The sequence below is a fragment of the Streptomyces sp. NPDC006624 genome (genome assembly GCF_040611555.1).
In the GTDB taxonomy this organism is placed as follows: domain Bacteria; phylum Actinomycetota; class Actinomycetes; order Streptomycetales; family Streptomycetaceae; genus Streptomyces.
This window is the reverse complement of the sequence record NZ_JBEXOM010000006.1, coordinates 18,802-43,720: the sequence shown is the minus strand read 5'-3', so window position 1 is coordinate 43,720 and position 24,919 is coordinate 18,802. Positions and strand designations below refer to the sequence as shown.

The window sequence follows — 24,919 nt, the reverse complement described above, 5'->3', positions numbered from 1 at the left end:
ATGGCCGATGGCGGGCGGGGAGTGGGGCGATGTCCGTCCGCGGCGATGGCCGATGGCGGGCGGGGAGTGGGGCGATGTCCGTCCGCGGCGATGGCCGATGGCGGGCGGGGAGTGGGGCGATGTCCGTCCGCGGCGATGGCCGGCGACGGGCGGAGAGTGGCGCGATGCCTGTCCGGGGCGACGGCCCGGGGTGGACGGAGAGTGGGCCGATGCCCGTCCGGGGACGACGGCCCGCGGCGGGCGGAGCGGACGCACGAGACGCTCCGGGACGTGCGGCGGCACCGGCCCCGCCGGGAGGCCCCGGCCCGCTCCTGAGCACCCCGGCCGCGGCACCCCGCCGCCCGACTACCCTGGAGGGTCGATCGTCCCCCCTGTCAGGAGAGAAATGGCCGTCAACCTGGTCAATGTCGAGAACGTCAGCAAGGTGTACGGCACCCGCGCCCTGCTCGACGGTGTCTCCCTCGGCGTCTCCGAGGGGGACCGGATCGGGGTCGTGGGGCGCAACGGGGACGGCAAGACCACGCTGATCCGCATGCTCGCCAAGCAGGAGGGCGCCGACACCGGGCGGGTGACGCACTCCGGCGGGCTCCGCCTCGGCGTGCTCACCCAGCACGACTCCCTCGACCCCGCCGCCACCGTCCGCCACGAGGTCATCGGCGACATGGCCGACCACGAGTGGGCGGGCAACGCCAAGGTCCGGGACGTGCTGACCGGCCTGTTCGGCGGGCTGGACCTGCCCGGGTTCCCCAAGGGACTCGACACCGTCATCGGCCCGCTCTCCGGCGGTGAGCGCCGCCGTATCGCGCTGGCCAAGCTGCTCATCGAGGAGCAGGACCTGCTCGTCCTCGACGAGCCGACCAACCACCTCGACGTCGAGGGCATCGCCTGGCTCGCCCGGCACCTGCAGAACCGCCGCTCCGCGCTCGTCTGCGTCACCCACGACCGCTGGTTCCTGGACCAGGTCTGCACCCGCATGTGGGACGTCCAGCGCGGCTCGGTCTACGAGTACGAGGGCGGCTACTCCGACTACGTCTTCGCCCGGGCCGAGCGCGAGCGCATCGCCGCCACCGAGGAGGCCAAGCGGCAGAACCTCGTCCGCAAGGAGCTGGCCTGGCTGCGCCGCGGGGCACCGGCCCGGACGTCCAAGCCGCGCTTCCGCGTCGAGGCCGCCAACGAACTCATCGCGGACGTGCCGCCGCCCCGGGACAGCAGCGAACTGATGAAGTTCGCGTCCTCGCGGCTCGGCAAGACCGTGTTCGACCTGGAGGACATCACCGTCCAGGCGGGCCCCAAGGTCCTCCTCGAGCACGTCACCTGGCAGCTCGGCCCCGGCGACCGGATCGGCCTCGTCGGGGTCAACGGCGCCGGCAAGACCTCCCTGCTGCGGGCCATGGCCGACGCGGCCCGCAGCGACGGCGAGACCCAGCCCGCGGCCGGCCGCGTCCGCGTCGGCAAGACCGTCAAGCTGGCCTACCTCTCCCAGGAGGTCGCCGAACTCGACCCGGCCACACGCGTGCTGGAGGCCGTGCAGCAGGTGCGCGAGCGCGTCGACCTCGGCAAGGGGCGCGAGATGACGGCCGGTCAGCTGTGCGAGACGTTCGGCTTCACCAAGGAGAAGCAGTGGACGCCGGTCGGCGACCTGTCCGGCGGTGAGCGCCGCAGGCTCCAGCTGCTGCGCCTGCTGATGGACGAGCCCAACGTCCTCTTCCTCGACGAGCCCACCAACGACCTCGACATCGAGACCCTGAACCAGCTGGAGGACGTCCTCGACGGCTGGCCCGGCTCGATGATCGTCATCTCCCACGACCGGTTCTTCATCGAGCGCACCACCGACCGGGTGTTCGCGCTGCTCGGCGACGGCGCCCTGCGGATGCTGCCGCGCGGCATCGACGAGTACCTGGAGCGGCGGCAGCGCATGGAGGAGGCCGCCGCCGCCTCCTCGCCCGCCGCCGCGCCGCAGCAGTCCGCGGCCCCCGAGAGGAGCGCGCAGGACCAGCGCGCCGCCAAGAAGGAGCTGCAGAAGATCGAGCGGCAGCTCGACAAGGTCTCCGAGAAGGAGGCCAAGCTCCACGCACACATCGCCGAAAACGCCACGGACTTCGCGAAGGTGGCCGAACTGGACGCCGAGCTGCGCGAGTTGGCTGGTCAGCGCGAGGAGCTCGAAATGCGGTGGCTGGAACTCGCCGAGGACGCGTGAAGGGTGCGTGAAGGCGCGTAACGGCGGCATCACGGGCCGGTCCTCCCTTGGGAACAGGGGTTGGGACGGCCCGCTCCCTTGTGGGAACGGGGTGATAGAAAGAGCCGTCTTAGAACTTTATGAAGCGACTCTGAGCCCATCGCGTACCTCAGGGCGTGGCTAAAAATCAGTGAGTGAACGGGGGAAGCGACTGATGACTCAGCCGCCCAGTCAGCCACCGCACGGTGGTTTTGGAGCACCGCAGGACCCGCCGCCGCAAGGTGGTGGCTTCGGGGCGCCGCAGACCCCGCCACCGCCCCAGGGCGCGCCCCAGACGCCGCCGCCCCCGCAGGGACCGCCGCAGCCCGGGTACGGCTATCCGCAGCAGCCCGGATACGGCTCTCCCCAGCAGCCTCCGCAGCAGCCCGGCCCGTACGCCCAGCCCGGCTACGGCTACCCGACCCAGCCCCAGTACCCGGGCGCGCCCGGCACCCCGCCCGGGGGCGGCTCGGGCAACCCCTTCAAGGGCAAGCCCGCCGTGATCATCGGTGCGGCCGTGGCCGTGCTGCTCGTCGTCGCCGGCACCGTCTGGGCCGTCGCCGGCGGTGACGACGGCGGCAAGGGCAAGAAGAAGCCCGTCGCCCAGCAGAGCGACGACGCCAAGCAGGGCGGCTCCGACCCGGTCAACCCCGGTGACGGCAGCGGCGACGGCGGCGAGGACCCGGAGAACCTCAACGAGGGCCGCCAGGCCGGCGAGGCCAAGGTCCTCTGGTACAAGGAGGCGCCCGACGCCCCCGGCCGCGGCGCCGACGCCGACGGCATGTGGATCACCGACAAGACGGCCGTGAAGGCGGCGTACAAGCAGCTCTTCGCCTACGACGTCGGCGACGGCAAGCCCACCTGGGACGCCATCACCTTCCCGCAGAAGATCTGCGCGACGACCCCGCAGAAGACGGACGACGACAAGATCGTCGTCGCGTACATGAGCGGCAGCAGCGACCGCGCCAAGTGCAACCAGCTCCAGGAGATCGACCTCGCCACCGGTGAGAAGGGCTGGAAGCAGGAGGTCGCCGAGGGCGCCCTGTTCGACTCCACGCTCTCCGTCGAGCTGTCCATCACGGGCAAGACGCTGATGGTGGGCCGCTCCCAGTCCGGCACGGCCTACGACGTCACCAGCGGCGACAAGCTCTTCGACAAGAAGAAGTACGGCAGCGCCTGCTTCCCCACCGCGTTCGCCGGCGGCGAGAAGCTGATCGCCGTCTCCTCCTGCGGTGCCGGCAGCGACAACGCGCACGACGAGGTCCAGGAGCTCGACCCGAAGACCGGCAAGGCCCTGTGGACCCAGCCGTTCGACAAGGGCTGGCGGGTCGCGCGCACCTACTCGGTGAGCCCGCTGGTCGTCTACAGCACCAACGAGGACAAGAAGGCCTGGAACATCTCCACCTTCACCTCGGGCGGCAAGTTCCGCTCGCAGGTCGGCTTCGACGAGGACTTCGCCCCCGAGTGCGGCTGGGCCATCCTGGAGCGCGATCTCACGGGCTGCCAGGGCGTCGCCGCCGACGCCGACACGCTCTACCTGCCGACGAAGGCGACCACCGGCGCCAACGAGATCGTCGCCGTCAACCTCGCCGACGGCAAGGAGAAGTGGCGGGTGAAGTCCCCGGCCGACGAATCGATGCTGCCGATGAAGGTCGAGAACGGCAAGCTCATCGCCTACGTGGAGCCGTCGTACGACGCGGGCGGCCAGGTCGTCGCCATCCCCACCGGCGGCGGCAGCCGCGAGCCCGCCAAGCTGCTGCAGAACCCGCAGGGCGTCGCGGACTTGGAGAACGGGTTCTTCTCCAAGGACATCGACTGGGTCGACGGGCGCTTCTACATCTCGACGACCCGGCTGAGCGGGAACGACGACACGAAGGAGAAGTTGATGCTCGCCTACGGCAAGTGACACTTCCCCCCGCGCTTCCCCCTTCCTTCGCGCGTTCGTCCCCGCCGACCGTCCCCTTCCCCGAGGTACTCACGTCATGAGCCAGCCCCCGCCGCCGCAGCAGCCCCCGCAGGGGGGCGGCTTCGGACCGCCCCAGGACCAGCCGCCCCAGGACCAGCCGCCGCAGACCCCGCCGCCCTCGGGTGGCCCGGACCTGACCAAGAACCCCCAGCCTGGCTACGGCTACCCGCAGGCACCCCAGCCCCCGCAGGCACCCCAGCCCCCGCAGGCACCGCAGACGCCTCCGCCGCCGGCGCCGCAGTCGCCCCCGCCCGGGCCGCCCCAGCCGCAGCCCGGGTACGGCTACCCGCAGGCGCCCCAGCCGCCGCAGGCGCCGCCCGGCTACGGCTACCCCGGTCAGCAGCCGGGCCCGTACGGCCAGCCCGGGTACGGACAGCCGGGCCAGCCCGGCTACGGCCAGCCGGGATACGGGCAGCAGCCCGGGTACGGCTACCCGCAGCCGACCGTGCCGCTCCAGCCGCAGCCCGGACAGCCCGGCGGCGGCGGGAAGTTCAACGCCCAGGTCGCGATCATCGTCGCCGCGGTCGTGGCGATCGCCCTGATCATCGGCGGCGGTGTCTGGTACTCCTCGACCAAGGACGACGGCGGGAAGGACGACACCGCGAACTCCGGCGGTGCCACCGGTGGCACGACCGAGGGCAAGGGCGGCGGCTCCGGCGGCAAGGAGAAGGCCCCGTCCGACCCGGCCGCCAAGGTCCTCTTCCAGGTCCCGGCGCCCGAGGTGAAGAACGACAGCACGGTCGTCGTCTCCGGCTCGTGGCTCACCGACAAGGCCTACGTCAAGAGCGGCATCGCCCAGATCGTCGGCTACGACCGTGACAAGGGCGAGGAGCTGTGGAAGATCCCGCTGGACGGCCCGGTCTGCCAGGCCAGCCGCCAGGTCACCGACGACAACCTGACGGCGATCATCTACCAGCCCGCGATGCCGACCAAGGCCGACCCCTCGCACGGGTGCAGCCAGGTCGCGCTGATCGACCTCGACGCGGGCAAGGAGCTGTGGACCAAGACCGTCAAGACCGGTGACCGGCCGATCACGTTCGACAACATCACCATCAGCGGGAAGACCGTCGCCGTCGGCAGCACCAGCGGCGGCGCCGCCTTCGACGTGTCCGGCAAGCTCCTGTGGAGCCCGAAGCCTTCCGACTCCTGCTACGACGCCGGGTACGGCGGCGGCGAGAAGCTGGTCGCGGTGCGCAAGTGCGGTTCGTACTCCCAGCGGCAGCTGCACATCCAGACCATCGACCCGAAGTCCGGGAAGGTGATCTCGGAGTACAAGATGACCCGGGGCATCGAGTACGCCAGCATCGTGTCGACCAACCCGCTCGTGGTGGCCGCCGACGTCGGCGACTCCGCCGGCGACGGCAGCGGCATCTCGGACTTCTTCTCCATCGACAACAAGACCGGCGAGCTGCGCACCCGCATCTCCGCGCCGGGCGAGCAGTTCGCGGCCCGCTGCGAGGGCATCACCCGCATCGAGGCCTGCACCCTGCTGGCCGTCGGCAACGACCGGCTCTACCTGCCGACCGAGGAGCACGACGGGACCGGCAAGTACAGCCAGACCAACGAGATCGTCGCCTTCGACCTCGCCACCGGCAAGCAGACCGGTGGACGGGCCGACGCCGGGGACGGCTACACGATCTCGCCGCTGCGCATGGACGGCGGCAACCTCCTCGCGTACAAGCGGCCGCCGTACGACAAGGGCGGTCAGGTCGTCAGCATCGACGGCAGCAGCTTCAAGCAGACGACGCTGCTGGAGAACCCCGCGACGGACCAGGTGCGCGACGTGGAGACCAGCATGTCGCCGGAGTACGCCGAGTTCCTCTACGGCGACGGGCGCCTATACATGTCCAAGGTGTACGCGAGCAAGCGGTCCGGCATCAGCGACAAGGAATACCTCGCGGTCGGCTTCGGCACCGGGTGATCGGTTTCCGACCGGCTGGTGATCAGTGGTCGATCATCCGCACGGTGGTGATCGGCTGCTGACCGACTGGTGGCCTGTACGGTCCCGTCCCTGTTCAGGGGCGGGACCGTTCGCGTTTGGCTCAGTCAACCTCGAATGCGAGGAATTTCGGCGATCCGGGGCGATTCTCACGGGTAGGGGGAGCGCAACGTCGAACAAGCGTGTAGCTTCCGGGGGCATGACGGCGGGGAGGCCGGGGGGCTTCCATCGGGGGGACTGGGGTGACTGGGGGGTTGCCGATGGGAGTGCGGCTCATGGTGGTCGACGACCACCGACTGCTGGCGGAAGCGCTGGCCTCGGCGCTGAAGCTGCGGGGCCACCGGGTGCTGGCCGCGGCGGCGCCGGCGGCGGGCGCGGCGGAGCTGGTGATCACGCGGGCGCCGGAGGTGTGCCTGCTGGGGACGGCCGCGCCGGCGGAGCCGGGGATCTTCGACCCGGTGGTGCGGATCAAGCGGGAGCGGCCGCAGGTGGCCGTGCTGGTGCTGGGACCGGTTCCGAGCCCGCGCGGCATCGCGGCGGCGTTCGCGGCGGGGGCCTCCGGCTACGTCCGGCACGACGAGCGCATCGAGGGGGTCGAGCGGGCGATCATGAAGGCGCGGGCGGGGGAGGCGGCGGTGGCCCCGGGGCTGCTGCAGGGGGCCTTCAGCGAGCTGCTCAACCCGGCGGCCCAACCGGACGACGAGGGGCAGCGGTTGCTGTCGATGCTCACCCCCCGCGAGGTCGAGGTCCTGGTCCGCGTCGCGGACGGCGAGGACACACGCCTGATCGCGGCGGGCATGAACATCGCCCCCTCGACGGCCCGCACGCACGTCCAGCGGGTCCTGATGAAGCTGGGCGTGGGCTCCCGCCTGGAGGCGGCGGCGCTGGCGGCGCGGACGGGGCTGCTGGACCGGGCGGGTGCGGTGACCCGGAACACCGGCACCGGGCCGGAGGCCTGACCCGCTGCACACCGAGCCGTGGGGCATGGGCGGGTTCTGGTCGATCTCAGCCCTGACCGGCCCGCGGCCTCCCCGCCGCTTTCACGGGATGCACACAGTAATTCCACAGCTTCCAGAGGGAGTTGCGGCTGCCGGACCGGCGAACCCCCGGGGCTCTTTTCGCGCCACTCCGCCCCGGGCTCGGCAAAACACCCTGGTCGATTCGAACTCCTGTACCTAAAGTGATCGTCGCGCTCGGCGGAGCTGACCACTCCGCCACGAGGCGCGTCAACCGGCGACCGGGGGAACATCGTCGCCACGGGGGAGGGACGCACCGGCATGCCGCGACGGCATCGCCGGTTCGTCGCGCATCTCTCCCGTGTTCCGACCACACCCCCGGACGCCTTCCTTTGCGACGAGGGGGAGTTTCCTTGCGCCCGAGACCAGGGCCTTTCCTGCCCAGAACCCGATTCCTGACCGGATCGGGCAGACCCCGGTTCCTGACGTCCGTCGTCACGTCCGCGGCAGCGGTGGCCGTACTGGCCGGCGTGGCCGTCCAGCCGGGCCTGTCGGACAGGCCCACCGGCACGGAGCCGGCCACCCCGGCGGGCGACTCGTCCCACTGGTCCGACGACACGGCGGCCGCTGTGACGTGATGAGAAAGCGGTGTCCTGCCACGGCGGTGGCAGGACACCGAGAGGAGCTTCATGAGTTACAGCCCGTCGATCTACAAGTTCGTCGACGGTGGTGACGTACCCGTTCCGCCGGATATGGAACTGGTGCGGGCGGTCCTGGAGCCCCACAACGTGGGGGATCCACAGTCCACTGTCAGTGAGGACGGAAGCCTGCGGTTCTGGCTCCGGGCGCCTGACGGCAGCGAAGCCGAGATCTCCGCCGACGAAACCGGCATCCTGGTGGAGCGCCCACAGGCTGGTCGCGTTTTCGCCATCCTCGCCGATCTGGTCGCCGCGCTCGGGGCGGTGATCTTCGACCCACGTACCGGCAGGGTTGTGTGCCGTGCTGAGGAGCGGACGGGGCTTCCCGCGGACATGCAGGAGGAAGCGGTCGTCATCGACATGACGGGTGACGCGCTTGAGGCCGTACTCTCAGGAACGAGTCACCAGGAGCCACGCTGACGGTCGCTGCACGACGAATCCGCAACGAATCGCCAGGCGCCGCAGCCTTCGGCCCCGGGAATCGGCTCGGCCACCCACGGCCCTGGTGACAGAGGACCTCCGCTACCGGAAATGACCTGTGCGGGGCGGGTGGGCGGCACGAACCCACCCGCCCCGCACGGGCTGCCGCATGGGGGCGCCGGAGCGGAGCGGCCCTGTCTCCCACACATGCGTCGGCGGTGCTGACGGGGCGCGGCCCCGCCCCTCCGTCACTCCTGGGGCTCATCCCCCGGCTCCACCCCCGGCGGCGGCGGAGCCGAAGGCCTCAGCCGCAGCCACACCAGGAAGAACACCCCCAGCGCCAGCATCCCCAGTCCCGTCCAGAGGTTGATGTTGACGCCCTCCGCCTTGTCGATGTCGGCGTCGGACGCCGTGATCCCCGCGATCGTGACGATGACGCCGTAGACCACGAACAGCCCGCCGATGATGCGCCGGATGTCGAACAGTCTCGCGGCCGTCGCCGACTTGCCCTCCAGGTCGGTGACTTCCCGCTGGACGTCCTTGTCGGAGTAGTGCTCGGACATCTGTCGATTCTCCCTCGGTCAGAACGAGAACGGGATGTAGCAGGCCGCGGCCAGGACGACCGCGCCCCAGCCGAGCAGTGCCGGCTTGCGGTACCACGCCTCGTCGCCGGGGGCCGGCGGTTCCGCCATGCCGGGCGAGGTCGTGCCGTAGACCAGGCCCTGGAGGTCCTCGGCCGGCTTGGGTGCGGTGAAGAGCGACACCGCCACCATGACGACCGCGCCCGCGACGAATCCCGCGATCGCCGAGACGAAGTTGGCGCCCTGGTCGGAGGGGATGTCGATGACGTCCTGCTTGTAGAGGACGAAGTAGTTGACCATGGCCGCCGTGGTGCCCGCGAGCAGGCCCCAGAAGCCGGACTTCATCGAGGCCCGCTTCCAGAACATGCCGATGATGAAGACCACGAACATCGGCACGTTGAAGAAGGAGAACAGCGTCTGGAGGTAGCTCATGATGTTGGAGAAGGAGCGGGCCAGGAACGCCGTGCCGATCGAGGCCAGCACGCCGATCGCGGTGATGAGCCGGCCGAAGCGCACGTAGTACGCGTCCTCCCGGCCCTTGACCACGTACTTGGCCCAGATGTCCGACGTGAACACCGTGTTGAAGGACGACACGTTCGCCGCCATGCCCGCCATGAAGGCCGCGAGCAGACCGGTGACGGCGATGCCGAGCACCCCGTTGGGCAGGAGCTGTTCCATCAGGTAGGGGATGGCGTCGTTGTACTGCAGGTCGGATCCGGAGGTGCCGATCTTCGGGACCAGGACCGCGGCGACCAGGCCCGGGATCATCACCAGGAACACGATGAAGATCTTCGGGAACGCGGCGATGAGCGGGGTGCGCTGCGCCGCCGAGAGGTTCTTCGCGGACAGGGCGCGCTGCACCTCGGCGAAGTTCGTCGTCCAGTAGCCGAAGGAGAGGACGAAGCCGAGCCCCAGGACGATGGTCAGCCAGTTCGCGCCCAGCGGGTTGTCGCTGCCGATGCCGGTGCCGCCCCAGGCGGTCATGAAGTCGCCGCCGCGGGACTCGGTGAGGGAGTCCGACAGACCGTCCCACCCGCCGACGCTCTTCAGGCCGAGCACCGTGATGGGGATGAGCGCGGCGAGGATCACGAAGAACTGCAGGACCTCGTTGTAGATGGCCGAGGACAGGCCGCCGAGGGTGATGTAGGCGAGGACGAAGAAGCCGGCGACCACGATCGCCACCCACTCCGGCCAGCCCAGCAGCGCCTCGACGACGATGGCCAGGGCGTAGAGGTTGACGCCGGCGATGAGGATGGCGGCGAAGGCGAACAGGGCCGAGCTGAGCAGGTGCGCCGCCCGGTCGAAGCGCAGCAGCAGGAACTCGGGGACCGAGCGGACCTTGGAGCCGTAGTAGAAGGGCATCATCACCAGGCCGAGGAAGACCATGGCGGGGATGGCGCCGATCCAGTACCAGTGGGTCGTGTAGACGCCGTACTGCGCGCTGTTGGCGGCCATGCCCAGGATCTCGGTCGCGCCCAGGTTGGCGGCGATGAACGCCAGACCGGTGACCCAGGCGGGCAGGGAGCGGCCGGAGAGGAAGAAGTCGAGGCTGGTCTTCACCGAGCGTCTGGCGGCGAAGCCGATGCCGAGGACGACGGCGAAGTAGAGGCCGAGGATCGTGTAGTCGAGCCAGTTGGTGGGGAGTCGAAGCTCGGCTGCCAGGTATGTGGGGGTGTGCATGAGCCCTCGCTTTGCTGCGGGAACCGATACCTCGCGGAATCTACGCCTCCGCGTTCAGTCATTGAACACGTCCGGTGATCCTCTTTGTTTGATTGTGATGTTGACGATTGTGGTGAGTTGTGTTTTGGTATGTTGAGTTATGTTTGAAGGATGAGGAGTCCGGCGTGAAGAAGACCTCGACCCGGCTGGCCGACGGTCGCGAGCTCATCTACTACGACCTGAGTGACGACAGCGTGCGCGGCGCGGCCGACCGCCGCCCGCTGGACCGCACCGTCACCACGTCGGAGATCCGCCGCGACCCCCTGCTCGGTGACGCCGTCGCCGTCGCCTCGCACCGCCAGGGCCGCACCTACCACCCGCCGGCCGACGAGTGCCCCCTGTGCCCGTCCGAGGGCGACCGGCTCAGCGAGATCCCGGACTCCTCGTACGACGTCGTGGTCTTCGAGAACCGCTTCCCCTCCCTGGCCGGCGACTCCGGCCGCTGCGAGGTCGTCTGCTTCACCTCCGACCACACCGCGTCCTTCGCCGACCTCTCCGAGGAGCAGGCCCGCCTGGTGCTGGACGCGTGGACGGACCGCACCTCTGAGCTGTCCCATCTCCCCTCCGTCGAGCAGGTGTTCTGCTTCGAGAACCGGGGCGCCGAGATCGGTGTCACGCTCCAGCACCCCCACGGGCAGATCTACGCCTACCCCTTCACCACCCCGCGCACCGCCCTGATGCTCCGTTCGGCCGCGGAGCACAAGGAGATGACCGGCGGGGGCAACCTCTTCGACGCCGTCCTGGAGAGCGAACTCGCCGGTGAGCGGGTCGTCCTGGAGGGCGAGCACTGGGCGGCCTTCGTGCCGTACGCGGCGCACTGGCCCTACGAGGTGCACCTCTACCCCAAGCGCCGGGTGCCCGACCTGCTCGGCCTGGGCGAGGACGCGCGCACAGAGTTCCCCAAGGTCTATCTGGAACTGTTGAGGCGTTTCGACCGGATCTTCGGTGAGGGTGAGACTCCGACGCCGTACATCGCGGCCTGGCACCAGGCCCCGTTCGGCGCGCTGGAGGACTTCGACGGGGTCGTGCGTGAGGACTTCGCGCTCCACCTCGAGCTTTTCACCATCCGCCGCACTTCCGGCAAGCTGAAGTTTCTCGCGGGTTCCGAGTCCGGCATGAACGTGTTCATCAACGACGTGCCGCCGGAGCGCGCGGCCGAGCGACTGCGAGAGGTAGCGAGTTCATGAGCGGGAAGTACCTGGTGACGGGCGGCGCGGGTTACGTCGGCAGCGTGGTGGCCCAGCACCTGCTGGAGGCCGGTCACGAGGTCGTCGTCCTGGACAACCTCTCCACGGGCTTCCGCGAGGGCGTCCCGGCGGGCGCGGCGTTCGTGGAGGGCGACATCCGCGACGCCGCCAAGTGGCTGGACCCCTCCTTCGACGGCGTCCTGCACTTCGCGGCGTTCTCCCAGGTCGGCGAGTCGGTCGTGAAGCCGGAGAAGTACTGGGACAACAACGTCGGCGGCACCATGGCCCTGCTCGCGGCGATGCGCGAGGCGGGCGTGCGCACCCTCGTCTTCTCGTCCACGGCGGCCACCTACGGCGAGCCGGAGCAGGTCCCGATCGTGGAGTCGGCACCGACGAACCCGACGAACCCCTACGGCGCCTCGAAGCTCGCGGTCGACCACATGATCACCGGCGAGGCGGCCGCACACGGCCTGGGCGCGGTCTCGCTGCGCTACTTCAACGTGGCGGGCGCGTACGGCGCGTACGGCGAGCGCCACGACCCCGAGTCGCACCTGATCCCGCTGGTGCTGCAGGTCGCGCAGGGCCGGCGCGAGGCGATCTCCGTCTTCGGCGACGACTACCCGACGCCGGACGGCACCTGCGTGCGCGACTACATCCACGTCGCGGACCTCGCCGAGGCGCACCTGCTGGCCCTGAAGGCCGCGGCCCCCGGCGAGCACCTCATCTGCAACCTCGGCAACGGCAACGGCTTCTCCGTCCGCGAGGTCGTCGAGACGGTCCGCCGCGTGACCGGCCACCCGATCCCGGAGGTGATCGCCCCCCGCCGGGGCGGCGACCCGGCGGTCCTGGTGGCCTCGGCCGCCACCGCCCGCGAGAAGCTGGGCTGGAACCCGTCCCGCGCGGACCTCGCGGGAATCGTCGCGGACGCGTGGGACTTCGCGCAGCGGCGCGGCAACTAGTAGGTACGGAAAGGGTCAGGGGTCAGGGCATGAGCGAGGCTGTTGCCGAGACGGTCGCCGGGCGGTTCACCGAGCTGTACGGCGCCCGGCCGCACGGGGTGTGGGCGGCGCCGGGCCGCGTCAACCTCATCGGCGAGCACACGGACTACAACGACGGCTTCGTCATGCCGTTCGCCCTGCCGCACCGGGCGGTGGCGGCGGTCTCACGCCGCGACGACGGGGTGCTGCGCCTGCACTCGGCGGACGTCGAGGACGGCGTGGCCGAGTTCCGTCTGGACGACCTGGCCCCCGAGTCGGACCGGAACTGGACGGCGTACCCGGCGGGCGTGGTGTGGGCCCTGCGCGAGGCCGGCCACGCGGTGACAGGCGCGGACGTCCACCTGTCCTCCGCGGTCCCCTCGGGCGCGGGCCTGTCGTCCTCGGCGGCGCTCGAGGTGGTCGTGGCGCTGGCCCTCAACGACCTGTTCGAGCTCGGACTGCGGGGCTGGCAGCTGGCCCGCCTCTGCCAGCGCGCCGAGAACGTCTACGTCGGCGCCCCGGTCGGCATCATGGACCAGACGGCCTCGGCGTGCTGCGAGGCCGGCCACGCGCTGTTCCTCGACACCCGCGACCTCTCCCAGAGGCAGATCCCCTTCGACCTGGCCGCCGAGGGCATGCGCCTGCTGGTCGTCGACACACAGGTCAAGCACTCCCACAGCGAGGGCGAGTACGGCAAGCGCCGCGCGGGCTGCGAGAAGGGCGCCGCCCTGCTGGGCGTGGACGCCCTGCGCGACGTCCCCTACGACGGCCTGGACGCGGCGCTGGCCCGCCTGGGCGACGAGGAGGAGGTCCGGCGCCTGGTCCGCCACGTGGTCACCGAGGACGAGCGCGTCGAGCGCGTGGTCGCCCTCCTGGAGTCGGGCGAGACCCGCGCGATCGGCCCGGTCCTGGTCGAGGGCCACGCCTCCCTGCGCGACGACTTCCGCATCTCCTGCCCGGAACTGGACCTGGTCGTCGACACGGCCCTGTCCGCCGGCGCCCTGGGCGCCCGTATGACGGGCGGCGGCTTCGGCGGCTCGGCGATCGTCCTGGCGGAGGAGGCGGACGTCGACGCCCTCACCAAGGCCGTCACGGAGGCCTTCGCGGCGGCGGGCTTCACGGCCCCCCGGGTCTTCGAGGCGGTGCCGGCGGCGGGCGCCCACCGCCTGGCCTGAGGCTCAGCCCAGCTTCTTCGTCAGCAGGTACTCCGTGATCCCCGGCGGATAGTCCGGCACCGCGCACGCCACCTCGTACCCCTGCTTCTCGTAGAAGCGGGGGGCCTGGAAGTCCCAGGTCTCCAGGCGGGCGGCGCGGCAGCCGCGCCGGGAGGCCGCGAGGTGTTCCGCCCGTGCGAGCAGGCGGCTGCCGAGGCCGGCGCCGCGGTGGGGTGCGTCGACCCACAGGTAGGTCACGTGGAGCCAGGTCGCCCAGGTGTAGCCGACCAGGCCGCCGGCGAGGGTGCCGTCCGTGTCGTTCACAGCCCACACGTGCAACGGGACGTCCCTTTCGTCCGGTGTTCCGCGCAGGGCTCGCAGGACCGGGGAGGCGGCCGTGTTCGCGTCCCGCAGCCGTGCGCGGAGCAGATCACGTCGGGCCTTGTCGACTTCTGTCTCAAGACGGAACATGCGGCACACCATAAACGCGCCGGACGGTCAGTTCTGCAAATAGCCTTCCGCTCCGGGGCCCCGTCCGTACTCTGATGAACAGCGCCGGTGGGGGCCGGTGCCGCTCAGGGGGCGAGACAGCCGGGTACGACGCCCGGGGTGGGGGTAGCGGTTTCCGTACGGCGGCGGCCGTGCGGCTGCGGCGACCCGGCCAGGCTGCGGCAAGGACGGACGGACGCAGCGGATCTGGACACTCCGGCGTCGTGCCCGCGCGGTGTCGTCTGCCGACGATGGGGTATCCCCTGCTCTTCAGGAGCACCGGGGAAGGGGGGTTACGTGGTTCGCATCCGAGTCCTGGTCGTCGACGACCATCGCATCTTCGCCGAGTCACTCGCCGCGGCCCTGGCCGCCGAGCCCGACGTGGACGTGTCCGCGGCCGGCAGCGGCCCGGCCGCGCTGCGCAGCCTGGAGCGGGCGGTCGCCGAGGGGCGCCGGTTCGACGTGCTGCTCGTCGACGCCGACCTGGGCGGGAAGGTGCCCGGCGCCCGGCCGGCCGTACCCGTGCAGGAGGGCAACGAGGACGGGCTCGTCGACGGGATCTCCCTCGTCACGGGGGTGCGGGCCGCCCAGCCGAACGTACGGATCGTGGTGCTCGCCGAGAAGGACGACCCGCGGCGGGCGGCGCTCGCGCTGCAGGCCGGGGCGTCCGGCTGGGTCGCCAAGGACTGCTCGCTGTCCCGGCTGCTCACCGTCATCCGCGGCGTCCTGCGCGACGAGACCCATCTGCCGCCCGCCCTGCTCACCGGCGTCCTGCGCGAACTCACCGCCGCCCGCAAGCACCGCACCGAGAGCGAGCGGCTCGTGCAGTCGCTGACGCCGCGCGAGCGGGAGGTGCTGCGCTGCATGGTCGCGGGGCTGGGGCGCAAGGCCGTCGCCGAGCGCCTCTACCTGTCGCCGCACACCGTGCGGACCCATATGCAGAACGTCCTCGGCAAGCTGGGCGTGCACTCCACGCTCGCCGCCGTCGCCCTCGCGCGCCGGGCCGGCGTCGGTCCGGCCGACCTAGCCGGGGATGTTGTCGAACGGGGCGGTCAGCTGGCGTAGCAGCCCGGCCAGCTCGCCGCGCTGGGCGCGGGAGAGCTCCGCGAGGATCGCGCGCTCCTGGTCCAGCAGACCCGCCAGGGCCTGGTCCGCGCGGTCGCGGCCCTCGTCCGTCAGCCGGACCAGGACACCGCGGCGGTCGGAGGGGTCGGGGAGGCGCTCCACCAGGCCCTTCTTGGCCAGGCGGTCGATCCGGTTCGTCATCGTCCCCGATGTGACCAGCGTCTGGGTGAGGAGCTGACCCGGCGAGAGCTGGTACGGCGTGCCCGCGCGGCGCAGGGCCGTCAGCACGTCGAACTCCCACGGCTCCAGGTGGTGCTCCGAGAAGGCCAGCCGCCGCGCCCGGTCCAGATGCCGGGCGAGTCTGCTCACGCGGCTGAGCACCTCGAGCGGTTCCACGTCGAGGTCCGGGCGCTCCCGGCGCCATGCTGCGACCAGCCGGTCGACCTCGTCCTCCATGACGATCAGTGTAGTGGTTGTGTCGACGTAGAGTCTCTTGATGTCCAGTATCTTGACATCGAGAGACTGCCCGGCCGAGGCTGGGCTCACGGCCCGTACGGTCCGCACGGCAGGACACCCGGAGGAGCCATGTCCGCAGCCGCCCCCACCTGGGACCCCGCCCAGTACCTGCGCCACGCCGGGCACCGCGCCCGCCCCTTCGCCGACCTCCTCGCCCGCGTGCCCGAACCGCCCTCCGACCCGCCGCGCATCGCCGACCTCGGCTCCGGCCCCGGCAACGTCACCGCGCTGCTCACCGGCCGCTGGCCCGCCGCCCGCGTCACCGGCTACGACAACTCCCCCGAGATGCTCGACCGGGCCCACGTCGAGCACGCAGGCCCGACGCCCGGCGGCGGACGGCTCGACTTCGCCCCCGCCGACGTCCGGACCTGGAGGCCCGGGGAGCCGTACGACCTGATCGTCAGCAACGCCACGCTGCAGTGGGTGCCCGGTCACGCCGAGCGGTTCGCGGACTGGGTCGCCGGCCTGAAACCCGGCGGCACCCTCGCCTTCCAGGTCCCCGGGAACTTCGACGCCCCCAGCCACCGGCTGATGCGCGACCTCGCCGCGTCGCCCCGCTGGCGCTACCGGCTCGACGGCGTCCTGCGCCACGCCGACGCCGTGCACACCCCCGGGACCTACCTGGAGCGGCTGACGTCGCTCGGCTGCGTGGCGGACGTCTGGGAGACGACGTACCTCCACCTGCTGCACGGCGAGGACCCGGTGCTCGACTGGGTCAAGGGGACGGGGCTGCGGCCCGTGCTGACCGCCCTCGGCGACGATCCCGAGGCGTGCGAGGCGTTCGTCGCCGAGTATCGGGCCGCGTTGCGCGAGGCCTATCGGGCGGGGCCGCACGGCACGCCGTTCCCGTTCCGCCGGGTGTTCGCGGTGGCGCGGAAACAGGCGTGACCGGCGCTCAGGCCATGCGGCCGAGGTGGGTGACGAGGATGCGGATGACGTCGTCGTCGACGGCGTAGAGGACGCGGTATTCGCCGACGCGGAGCCGACGGAAGTCCGGGCCGTAGGGGATGGAGGTGGTGAGTGGCCGGGGAGTTTCGGCGAGGGCGTCGACGGCTTCGTAGGCGGCGGCCAGTCCGGCCGGATCTTCCTTGAGGAACCGCACCGCCGCGTTCGTGGCGTTCGTCTCCCAGACGATGCGGTAGATCACGGGCGCAGCCCCAGCATGCGTCCGACCTCTTCGTGGGAAACCCCCTCACCCAGGGTGCCCTCCGCCTTGCGCCGCTGATAGTCCGCGACGGCCAGCGCGTCTTCGAGATCCTCTATCACCTGCGGAGACACGAGCAGCGCGGCCACGTGGCCGTGGTCGGTGATGGCGATGGTCTCGCGGCTGTGGGCCGCGCGCCGGACCAGGTCGCCGAGCTGGGAACGGGCGGAGCTGATCGTGATCTCAATCATGAGCACATGATGTCACAAGATTAACCTTGTGACCCAAACGTCTAACCGCCGTCAGCTCTTGCGCCGGCCTATCAGATGCGGCTTGGCCTCCAGGCCGTCCAGGCCGTGCCACGCCAGGTTCACCAGGTGCGCGGCCACCTCGGCCTTCTTCGGCTTGCGCACGTCCAGCCACCACTGGCCGGTCAGCGCGACCATGCCGACCAGGGCCTGGGCGTACAGCGGCGCCAGCTTGGGGTCGAAGCCCCGGCTCTTGAACTCCCGGCCCAGGATGTCCTCGACCTGCGTGGCGATGTCGGAGATCAGCGAGGCGAAGGAACCGGTCGACTGGGGGATGGGGGAGTCGCGGACCAGGATGCGGAAACCGTCCGTGTACTCCTCGATGTAGTCCAGGAGCGCGAAAGCGGCCTGCTCGCACAGCTCACGGGGGTGACCGGCGGTCAGCGAGCCGGTCACCATGTCCAGCAGACGCCGCATCTCGCGGTCCACGACCACCGCGTACAGGCCCTCCTTGCCGCCGAAGTGCTCGTACACCACCGGCTTGGAGACCCCGGCCTTCGCCGCGATCTCCTCCACCGACGTGCCCTCGAAGCCCTTCGCGGCGAAGAGCGTGCGACCGATCTCCAGCAGCTGCTGACGGCGCTCGGCACCGGTCATCCGGGTGCGACGCACTCGCCGCGGCTTGTCATTGCTGGGGGTGCTGCTCGAGTCGGTCGCCACAGCGACCATCATGCCGCCTCGACGGGCTCCTTCCCGCGCCGGGAGCCGCCTTCCCCGGAGTTACGGCGCGAATCGATACGCGAGCGTGACGGCCACCGCACGTCGTACGCCCAGCCCGCCAGCTCGAACCAGCGGATCAGCCGGGCGGAGGAGTCCAGCTGGCCGCGCATCACACCGTGCCGCGCCGAGGTGGGGTCCGCGTGGTGCAGGTTGTGCCAGGACTCGCCGCAGGACAGGATCGCCAGCCACCACACGTTGCCCGAGCGGTCCCGCGACTTGAACGGGCGCTTGCCGACCGCGTGGCAGATCGAGTTGATCGACCAGGTCACGTGGTGCAGCAGCGCCACCCGGACGAGCGAACCCCAGAAGAACGCCGTGAACGCGCCCCACCAGGACATCGTCACCAGACCGCCGATCAGCGCCGGCAGCCCCAGCGACACCACCGTCCACAGCACGAACTGGCGGGAGATGTTCCGCAGCGTCCTGTCCTTGATCAGGTCCGGGGCGTACTTGTCCTGCGGCGTCTGCTCCTCGTCGAACATCCAGCCGATGTGCGCCCACCACAGGCCCTTCATCAGGGCCGGCAGCGTCTCGCCGAACCGCCACGGCGAGTGCGGGTCGCCCTCCGCGTCGGAGAACTTGTGGTGCTTGCGGTGATCGGCCACCCAGCGCACCAGCGGACCCTCGACCGCCATCGACCCCGCGATCGCCAGCGCGATCTTCAGCGGCCGCTTCGCCTTGAAGGACCCGTGCGTGAAGTGGCGGTGGAACCCGATCGTGATGCCGTGGCACCCCAGGAAGTAGAAGAAGACCAGCAGACCCAGGTCCAGCCAGCTCACCCCCCAGCCCCACGCCAGCGGGACCGCCCCCAGCAGCGCGAGGAAGGGGACGACGATGAAGAGGAGGAGGGCGATCTGTTCGACGGACCGCTTCTTCTCGCCGCCGAGCGTGGCGGAGGGCTCTGCGGCATCGGTGGGCTGACCGGGCGCTTTCGGGGCGTCCTCGATCACGTCGGAGCTACTGGTCATACGCGTCCCCTGGGGGGTATGTGGAATGGGAGAAGGGTGGCCGGGCCGGCGGAACCGCGACGTGCTTCCTACGGTTCCGTAACCTACGGCTTCGTAAGTATGGCAGTGCCTCGCCCGGCGGCAAGAGCCCGCGAGCCTGCGCGTCCCGGCCGACACCTATCCTGGAGTCGGTCGGACAGCGCGGTCCGCTCTGATTTCTTCCCGGATGTCCGAACCGTATGCGGCAGCCGCCGCCGCGAGACGCCGTCCGGGTTCCCCTCCCAGACGAGCTTCAACACTGCAAGGAGCCGCACCTGTGAGCAGTGCCGACGACCAGACCACGACGACGAGCAGCGAGCTGCGGGCCGACATCCGCCGACTGGGCGACCTCCTCGGGGAGACCCTCGTCCGGCAGGAGGGTCCCGAGCTCCTGGAACTCGTCGAGAAGGTCCGCCGCCTCACCCGAGAGGACGGCGAGGCCGCCGCCGAGCTGCTGCGCGGCACCGAACTCGACACCGCGGCCAAGCTGGTCCGCGCCTTCTCCACCTACTTCCACCTGGCCAACGTCACCGAGCAGGTGCACCGCGGCCGCGAACTGCGCGCCCGGCGCGCCGCCGAGGGCGGGCTCCTCGCCCGGACGGCGGACCGCCTCAAGGACGCCGACCCCGAGCACCTGCGCGAGACGGTCCGCAACCTCACCGTGCGCCCCGTCTTCACCGCACACCCCACCGAGGCCGCACGCCGCTCCGTCCTCAACAAGCTCCGGCGCATCGCCGAGCTCCTGGAGACCCCGGTCATCGAGTCCGACCGCCGCCGCCTCGACACCCGCCTCGCCGAGAACATCGACCTCGTCTGGCAGACCGACGAACTGCGCGTCGTCCGCCCCGAGCCCGCCGACGAGGCCCGCAACGCCATCTACTACCTCGACGAACTGCACGCCGGCGCCGTCGGCGACGTCCTCGAAGACCTCACCGCCGAACTCGAACGGGCCGGCGTCAAGCTCCCCGACGACACCCGCCCCCTCACCTTCGGCACCTGGATCGGCGGCGACCGCGACGGCAACCCCAACGTCACCCCCCAGGTCACCTGGGACGTCCTGATCCTCCAGCACGAGCACGGCATCAACGACGCCCTGGAGACCATCGACGAACTCCGCGGCTTCCTGTCCAACTCCATCCGCTACGCCGGCGCCACCGAGGAACTGCTGACCTCCCTCCAGGCCGACCTGGACAACCTCCCCGAGATCAGCCCCCGCTACAAGCGCCTCAACGCCGAGGAGCCCTACCGGCTCAAGGCCACCTGCATCCGGCAGAAGCTGGTCAACACCAAGCAGCGCCTCGCCAAGGGCACCGCACACCAGCCCGGCCGCGACTACCTCGGCACCAGCCAGCTCATCGCCGACCTGCGGATCATCCAGAGCTCCCTGCGCGAGCACCGCGGCAGCCTCTTCGCCGACGGCCGCCTCGCCCGCACCATCCGCACCCTCGCCGCCTTCGGCCTCCAGCTCGCCACCATGGACGTCCGCGAACACGCCGACGCCCACCACCACGCCCTCGGCCAGCTCTTCGACCGGCTCGGCGAGGAATCCTGGCGCTACGCCGACATGCCCCGCGAGTACCGCGCCAAGCTCCTCGCCAAGGAACTCCGCTCCCGGCGCCCCCTCGCCCCCACCCCCGCACCCGTCGACGCCCCCGGCGAGAAGACCCTCGGCGTCTTCCAGACCGTGAAGAAGGCCCTGGAGGTCTTCGGACCCGAGGTCATCGAGTCCTACATCATCTCCATGTGCCAGGGCGCCGACGACGTCTTCGCCGCCGCCGTCCTCGCCCGCGAGGCCGGGCTCCTCGACCTGCACGCCGGCTGGGCCAAGATCGGCATCGTGCCGCTGCTGGAGACCACCGACGAGCTCAAGGCCGCCGACACCATCCTCGAGGACATGCTCTCCGACCCGTCCTACCGGCGCCTCGTCGCGCTCCGGGGCGACGTCCAGGAGGTCATGCTCGGCTACTCCGACTCCTCCAAGTTCGGCGGCATCACCACCAGCCAGTGGGAGATCCACCGCGCCCAGCGCCGCCTGCGCGACGTCGCCCACCGCTACGGCGTCCGCCTGCGCCTCTTCCACGGCCGCGGCGGCACCGTCGGCCGCGGCGGCGGCCCCACCCACGACGCCATCCTCGCCCAGCCCTGGGGCACCCTCGAAGGCGAGATCAAGGTCACCGAACAGGGCGAGGTCATCTCCGACAAGTACCTCATCCCGTCCCTGGCCCGCGAGAACCTCGAACTCACCGTCGCGGCCACCCTCCAGGCCTCCGCCCTGCACACCGCGCCCCGCCAGTCCGACGAGGCCCTCGCCCGCTGGGACGCCGCGATGGACGTCGTCTCCGACGCCGCCCACGCCGCCTACCGCCGCCTCGTCGAGGACCCCGACCTGCCGACGTACTTCCTCGCGTCGACACCGGTGGACCAGCTCGCCGACCTGCACCTGGGCTCCCGGCCCTCCCGCCGCCCCGGCTCCGGCGTCTCGCTCGACGGCCTGCGCGCCATCCCCTGGGTGTTCGGCTGGACCCAGTCCCGGCAGATCGTCCCCGGCTGGTTCGGCGTCGGCTCCGGCCTCAAGGCCCTGCGCGAGGCCGGCCTCGACACCGTCCTCGACGAGATGCACCAGCAGTGGCACTTCTTCCGCAACTTCATCTCCAACGTCGAGATGACCCTCGCCAAGACCGACCTGCGGATCGCCCAGCACTACGTCGACACCCTCGTCCCCGACGAGCTCAAGCACGTCTTCGACACCATCAAGGCCGAACACGAACTCACCGTCCGCGAAGTGCTCCGCGTCACCGGCGAGGACGAACTCCTCGACGCCGCACCCGTGCTGAAGCAGACCTTCACCATCCGCGACGCCTACCTCGACCCGATCTCCTACCTCCAGGTCGCCCTGCTCAAGCGGCAGCGCGACGCCGTGGCCGCCGGCGAACAGCCCGACCCGCTGCTCGCCCGCGCCCTGCTCCTCACCGTCAACGGCGTGGCAGCCGGCCTGCGCAACACCGGCTGACCCGGCCCGGACACCACCGTGCCCCCGAACCCGTACGGGCTCGGGGGCACGGCACGTTGCGGTCAGCCCCGGCCGACGCCCCGGCGGCGCAGCAGCAGGAACCCGCCCGCCGCGACCAGCACCGCCGCCACACCGGACAGCAGACCCACCGGAGCCCCGCTGCCCGTCTCCGCCAGATCACCACCGGCCACACCCTGCGCCGACGGCGACGACGACGCCGCAGCACCCCCACCCGCCGGCGCACCCGCCGACGGCGACGACCCCGGCCCACCCGACGGCTCCTCGGACGCCCCCGCCGACGGCGTCACCGACGCCGACCCCGACGGCTTCCCGCCACCGGGACCCCCCTCGTCCTCGCAGTCCGTCCAGAACACCTTGTGCTTGGCCGCACCCTTCTCACCGTCGAAGGTCCACAACAGCTTGTAGTGCCCGTCCGGCAGCGACAGCTCATCCGTCCGGCCGTGCCCCTGACCGTCCAGAACCAGCGAACCCGACTCCACCGTCTCCCCCTTGTCCGCACTCGGAGGGATCGCCACGATGCGCCAGTCCACCTCCTGACCCCCGTCGAAACCGAACGCGTCCAGATAGAAGGAGCACACCTTCGGCTCGTTGCGGCGCAGCTCCTCACCCGTCGCCGCATCGTGGATCTTCACCGTGCCGTTGTCCCCCGCAGGAGCGGCATGAGCGGCCGGAGCGAGCAGGAGCACCGCGGAAGCGACGGCGGACACGGCGCCGGCGCGCGAGAGGTTTCGCATCGAAAGTCGTCCGTCTACGAGAAGTGACCGGAAACATGTGGAGGGGGCGGCTCAGCATCCAGCCCCGCCCGTCACCCGGTCAATCACGAACCCACAACGCTCACGCCCTCCCCACAGGAAGAGAACGCCCCACCCCTCAGACCGCCACGAAAGCGGCCGTCAGCAACGCCACCCCCGACAACGCCAGCACCCACGCCGCCCGCGTCCGCAACAGACCCCCCGCCACCACCACCGACGCCAGCAGCAGCGCACCACCCAGCGGAATCCACGCGTACAGCACCCCGGCCGGACCCGAACGCACCGCCTCGGCACCGCCCGGCTTCATCACCACCGTGTACGTCCGGCCCCGCTCCACCGCGACCGACTTCTCCAGCACCACCCGCGGCCGCGGCTGCGAACCCTCCGACAACGGCGTGTACCGGCCCCAGCACGTCTCAGGCCCGCACTGCGCCACCTCGACCGTGCCCCGCTCCCGGCCCTTCGTCAGCATCACGTGCTGCGCCGTACCCCACGACGCCCACACCCCCGCGATCAGAAGCAGCACCGCGACCGCACCCATCATCGCGAACCGCCCGAACCGCAGCGCGACGACCGAGGCCCGACGGGAAGAGGCGGCAGTGGCAGGCATGGCCGGGATCATTGGCCATGCCTGAACGGCCCGTCAACCTCGCCGGGCGACAAGTCAGGAGTTGTACGTACCCTGCGCCCGCTCCAGACCCTCGATCACCAGACACTCCACCGCATCCGCCGCCCGGTCCACGAAGTAGTCCAGCTCCTTGCGCTCCACCGACGAGAAATCCCTCAGCACGAAATCCGCCACCGGCATCCGCCCCGGCGGCCGCCCGATCCCGAACCGCACCCGGTGATAATCCGCCCCGAACGCCTTCGTCATCGACTTCAGCCCGTTGTGACCGTTGTCCCCGCCACCCAGCTTCAGCCGCAGCGTCCCGAAATCGATGTCCAACTCGTCGTGCACCGCCACCACATGCCCCACCGGCACCTTGTAGAAGTCCCGCAACGCGTTCACCGGACCACCCGACAGGTTCATGTACGACATCGGCTTCGCCACGATCACCCGCCGGTTCGCCGGCCCCGGCGGCCCGATCCGCCCCTCGACGACCTGCGCCTGCGCCCGGCCGGCCCGCTTGAACCTCCCCCCGACCCGGTCCGCCAGCAGATCGGCCACCATGAAACCCACGTTGTGCCGGTTCCCCGCATACTCCGGCCCCGGATTGCCCAGCCCCACGATCAGCCAGGGAGCGGCGGCATCGGTCGTCACGTCCATGTCTCCTTCATACGCGTCGGCCGCTGCCCCGCACGGGAACAGCGGCCGACGAAACGACGACGCGGAGGATCAGGCCTCGGCGCCCTCTCCGCCCTCTTCCTCGCCCTCCGGGGCCTCCTCGGCCTGCGCGGCCAGGACCTGCAGGACGACGGTGTCCTCCTCGACGGCCAGCGTCGTGCCCTTCGGCAGCGGGATGTCCTTCGCCAGGACCGAGTCACCCGCCGTCAGACCCTCGACCGACACCGTCACCGACTCCGGGATGTGCGTGGCCTCGGCCTGCACCGGCAGCGCGTTCAGCACGTGCTCCAGCAGGTTGCCGCCCGGAGCCAGCTCACCCTCGGTCTGGACGAAGATGTCGACGTTCACCTGCTCGCCGCGCTTCACCAGCAGCAGGTCCACGTGCTCCAGGAAACCCTTCAGCGGGTCACGCTGCACGGCCTTCGGAATCGCCAGCTCGTTCGTCTTGCCGTCGATGTCCAGCGCGATCAGCACGTTCGGCGTACGCAGCGCCATCAGCAGGTCGTGACCCGGCAGGGTCAGGTGCAGCGGGTCCGCGCCGTGCCCGTACAGCACACCCGGAACCTTGTCCTCACGACGGATACGGCGCGCCGCACCCTTGCCGAACTCGGTGCGCGTCGCCGCGGAGATCTTCACCTCGGACATGTCAACCACTCCTCGAAAGTCAGAAACGGACGTGGTCACCCGGCCACGAACGGCCTGCTACGAAGAGCGCGTCGATAACGGACCACCGACCCACAACGGGAACGGCCTCCCTCGCCGAGCAACTGCAGCAGTCTACTCGGCGAGGGAGGCCGCACCCAAAAGGATC

Annotated in this window: 23 protein-coding genes; 11 read left to right on the top strand and 12 right to left on the bottom strand. The window is 70.8% G+C overall.

The window, feature by feature from the left end; translation table 11 throughout:
• Positions 1-385 precede the first annotated feature (385 nt).
• The 5 genes from ABZY20_RS13105 to ABZY20_RS13085 all read left to right on the top strand — a co-directional run bounded on the left by ABZY20_RS13105 (position 386) and on the right by ABZY20_RS13085 (position 8,194).
• The gene (locus tag ABZY20_RS13105) at positions 386-2,197 is read left to right on the top strand and encodes an ABC-F family ATP-binding cassette domain-containing protein (protein ID WP_356440848.1); all 1,812 of its coding nucleotides are present in this window, start codon (positions 386-388) and stop codon (positions 2,195-2,197) included.
• Between the two features lie 193 nt (positions 2,198-2,390).
• The gene (locus ABZY20_RS13100; protein ID WP_356440845.1) at positions 2,391-4,121 is read left to right on the top strand and encodes a PQQ-binding-like beta-propeller repeat protein; all 1,731 of its coding nucleotides are present in this window, start codon (positions 2,391-2,393) and stop codon (positions 4,119-4,121) included.
• A 76-nt stretch (positions 4,122-4,197) separates the two neighbouring features.
• Positions 4,198-6,102 carry a PQQ-binding-like beta-propeller repeat protein gene (locus ABZY20_RS13095; RefSeq protein ID WP_356440842.1) on the top strand — a complete coding sequence of 635 codons (1,905 nt, stop codon included), beginning with the start codon at positions 4,198-4,200 and terminating at the stop codon, positions 6,100-6,102.
• A 278-nt stretch (positions 6,103-6,380) separates the two neighbouring features.
• Positions 6,381-7,079: a response regulator transcription factor gene (locus ABZY20_RS13090; protein ID WP_356440839.1), complete on the top strand. Its 699-nt coding sequence runs from the start codon at positions 6,381-6,383 to the stop codon at positions 7,077-7,079.
• A gap of 686 nt (positions 7,080-7,765) precedes the next feature.
• Positions 7,766-8,194 carry a hypothetical protein gene (locus ABZY20_RS13085; RefSeq protein ID WP_356440837.1) on the top strand — a complete coding sequence of 143 codons (429 nt, stop codon included), beginning with the start codon at positions 7,766-7,768 and terminating at the stop codon, positions 8,192-8,194.
• Positions 8,195-8,442: 248 nt separating this feature from the next.
• Here the strand turns inward: ABZY20_RS13085 and ABZY20_RS13080 are convergent, their stop codons facing one another.
• A complete protein-coding gene (locus tag ABZY20_RS13080) occupies positions 8,443-8,757 on the bottom strand; it encodes a hypothetical protein (protein WP_356440834.1) in 315 nt (104 codons plus the stop codon).
• An 18-nt stretch (positions 8,758-8,775) separates the two neighbouring features.
• A complete protein-coding gene (locus tag ABZY20_RS13075; protein ID WP_356440832.1) occupies positions 8,776-10,455 on the bottom strand; it encodes a sodium:solute symporter family protein in 1,680 nt (559 codons plus the stop codon).
• A gap of 164 nt (positions 10,456-10,619) precedes the next feature.
• On the opposite strand from ABZY20_RS13075, the gene galT reads away from it, so the two are divergent.
• The 3 genes from galT to galK are packed head-to-tail and all read left to right on the top strand — an operon-like array spanning position 10,620 to position 13,833.
• Entirely contained in the window at positions 10,620-11,681 is a 1,062-nt protein-coding gene (gene galT / locus ABZY20_RS13070) for a galactose-1-phosphate uridylyltransferase (RefSeq protein WP_356440831.1), read from the top strand.
• Positions 11,678-12,640: a UDP-glucose 4-epimerase GalE gene (gene galE, locus ABZY20_RS13065; protein WP_356440828.1), complete on the top strand. Its 963-nt coding sequence runs from the start codon at positions 11,678-11,680 to the stop codon at positions 12,638-12,640. The genes galT and galE overlap by 4 nt, the downstream gene beginning before the upstream one ends.
• A gap of 29 nt (positions 12,641-12,669) precedes the next feature.
• Positions 12,670-13,833, top strand: a complete 1,164-nt coding sequence (galK, locus tag ABZY20_RS13060) for a galactokinase (protein ID WP_356440825.1) — start codon at positions 12,670-12,672, stop codon at positions 13,831-13,833.
• Between the two features lie 3 nt (positions 13,834-13,836).
• Here galK and ABZY20_RS13055 read toward each other — a convergent pair whose 3' ends face one another.
• Positions 13,837-14,295: a GNAT family N-acetyltransferase gene (locus ABZY20_RS13055; protein WP_356440822.1), complete on the bottom strand. Its 459-nt coding sequence runs from the start codon at positions 14,293-14,295 to the stop codon at positions 13,837-13,839.
• Positions 14,296-14,598: 303 nt separating this feature from the next.
• On the opposite strand from ABZY20_RS13055, the gene ABZY20_RS13050 reads away from it, so the two are divergent.
• On the top strand, positions 14,599-15,366 hold the full coding sequence (locus tag ABZY20_RS13050; protein WP_356440820.1) for a response regulator transcription factor: 768 nt from the start codon (positions 14,599-14,601) through the stop codon (positions 15,364-15,366).
• On the opposite strand, the gene tamR is transcribed toward ABZY20_RS13050, so the two are convergent.
• Positions 15,325-15,822 (bottom strand): MarR family transcriptional regulator TamR, encoded by a 498-nt coding sequence (gene tamR / locus ABZY20_RS13045; protein WP_097223022.1) that lies wholly within the window; start codon positions 15,820-15,822, stop codon positions 15,325-15,327. The two genes, ABZY20_RS13050 and tamR, sit on opposite strands and share 42 nt — an antisense overlap.
• Positions 15,823-15,951: 129 nt before the next feature.
• On the opposite strand from tamR, the gene ABZY20_RS13040 reads away from it, so the two are divergent.
• Complete coding sequence (locus ABZY20_RS13040) at positions 15,952-16,770, top strand: trans-aconitate 2-methyltransferase (RefSeq protein ID WP_356440817.1); 819 nt, start codon at positions 15,952-15,954, stop codon at positions 16,768-16,770.
• A gap of 7 nt (positions 16,771-16,777) precedes the next feature.
• On the opposite strand, the gene ABZY20_RS13035 is transcribed toward ABZY20_RS13040, so the two are convergent.
• The 4 genes from ABZY20_RS13035 to ABZY20_RS13020 are packed head-to-tail and all read right to left on the bottom strand — an operon-like array spanning position 16,778 to position 19,022.
• Complete coding sequence (locus ABZY20_RS13035) at positions 16,778-17,029, bottom strand: type II toxin-antitoxin system RelE/ParE family toxin (RefSeq protein ID WP_356440814.1); 252 nt, start codon at positions 17,027-17,029, stop codon at positions 16,778-16,780.
• The gene (locus ABZY20_RS13030) at positions 17,026-17,277 is read right to left on the bottom strand and encodes a type II toxin-antitoxin system Phd/YefM family antitoxin (protein ID WP_356440811.1); all 252 of its coding nucleotides are present in this window, start codon (positions 17,275-17,277) and stop codon (positions 17,026-17,028) included. The genes ABZY20_RS13035 and ABZY20_RS13030 overlap by 4 nt, the downstream gene beginning before the upstream one ends.
• A 51-nt stretch (positions 17,278-17,328) precedes the next feature.
• Entirely contained in the window at positions 17,329-18,006 is a 678-nt protein-coding gene (locus ABZY20_RS13025; RefSeq protein ID WP_356440808.1) for a TetR/AcrR family transcriptional regulator, read from the bottom strand.
• Positions 18,003-19,022, bottom strand: a complete 1,020-nt coding sequence (locus ABZY20_RS13020) for a fatty acid desaturase (RefSeq protein ID WP_356440805.1) — start codon at positions 19,020-19,022, stop codon at positions 18,003-18,005. The genes ABZY20_RS13025 and ABZY20_RS13020 overlap by 4 nt, the downstream gene beginning before the upstream one ends.
• A gap of 295 nt (positions 19,023-19,317) precedes the next feature.
• On the opposite strand from ABZY20_RS13020, the gene ppc reads away from it, so the two are divergent.
• Positions 19,318-22,050, top strand: coding sequence for a phosphoenolpyruvate carboxylase (ppc, locus tag ABZY20_RS13015; protein ID WP_356440802.1), 2,733 nt, complete (start codon positions 19,318-19,320; stop codon positions 22,048-22,050).
• A gap of 62 nt (positions 22,051-22,112) precedes the next feature.
• Here ppc and ABZY20_RS13010 read toward each other — a convergent pair whose 3' ends face one another.
• The 4 genes from ABZY20_RS13010 to ABZY20_RS12995 all read right to left on the bottom strand — a co-directional run bounded on the left by ABZY20_RS13010 (position 22,113) and on the right by ABZY20_RS12995 (position 24,753).
• On the bottom strand, positions 22,113-22,805 hold the full coding sequence (locus tag ABZY20_RS13010; protein ID WP_356440800.1) for an LPXTG cell wall anchor domain-containing protein: 693 nt from the start codon (positions 22,803-22,805) through the stop codon (positions 22,113-22,115).
• Positions 22,806-22,941: 136 nt separating this feature from the next.
• Positions 22,942-23,433, bottom strand: coding sequence for a hypothetical protein (locus ABZY20_RS13005; protein ID WP_356440798.1), 492 nt, complete (start codon positions 23,431-23,433; stop codon positions 22,942-22,944).
• A 54-nt stretch (positions 23,434-23,487) separates the two neighbouring features.
• Positions 23,488-24,090, bottom strand: coding sequence for an aminoacyl-tRNA hydrolase (gene pth, locus ABZY20_RS13000; RefSeq protein WP_356440795.1), 603 nt, complete (start codon positions 24,088-24,090; stop codon positions 23,488-23,490).
• Between the two features lie 69 nt (positions 24,091-24,159).
• A complete protein-coding gene (locus ABZY20_RS12995; protein ID WP_356440793.1) occupies positions 24,160-24,753 on the bottom strand; it encodes a 50S ribosomal protein L25/general stress protein Ctc in 594 nt (197 codons plus the stop codon).
• Positions 24,754-24,919: the final 166 nt, after the last annotated feature.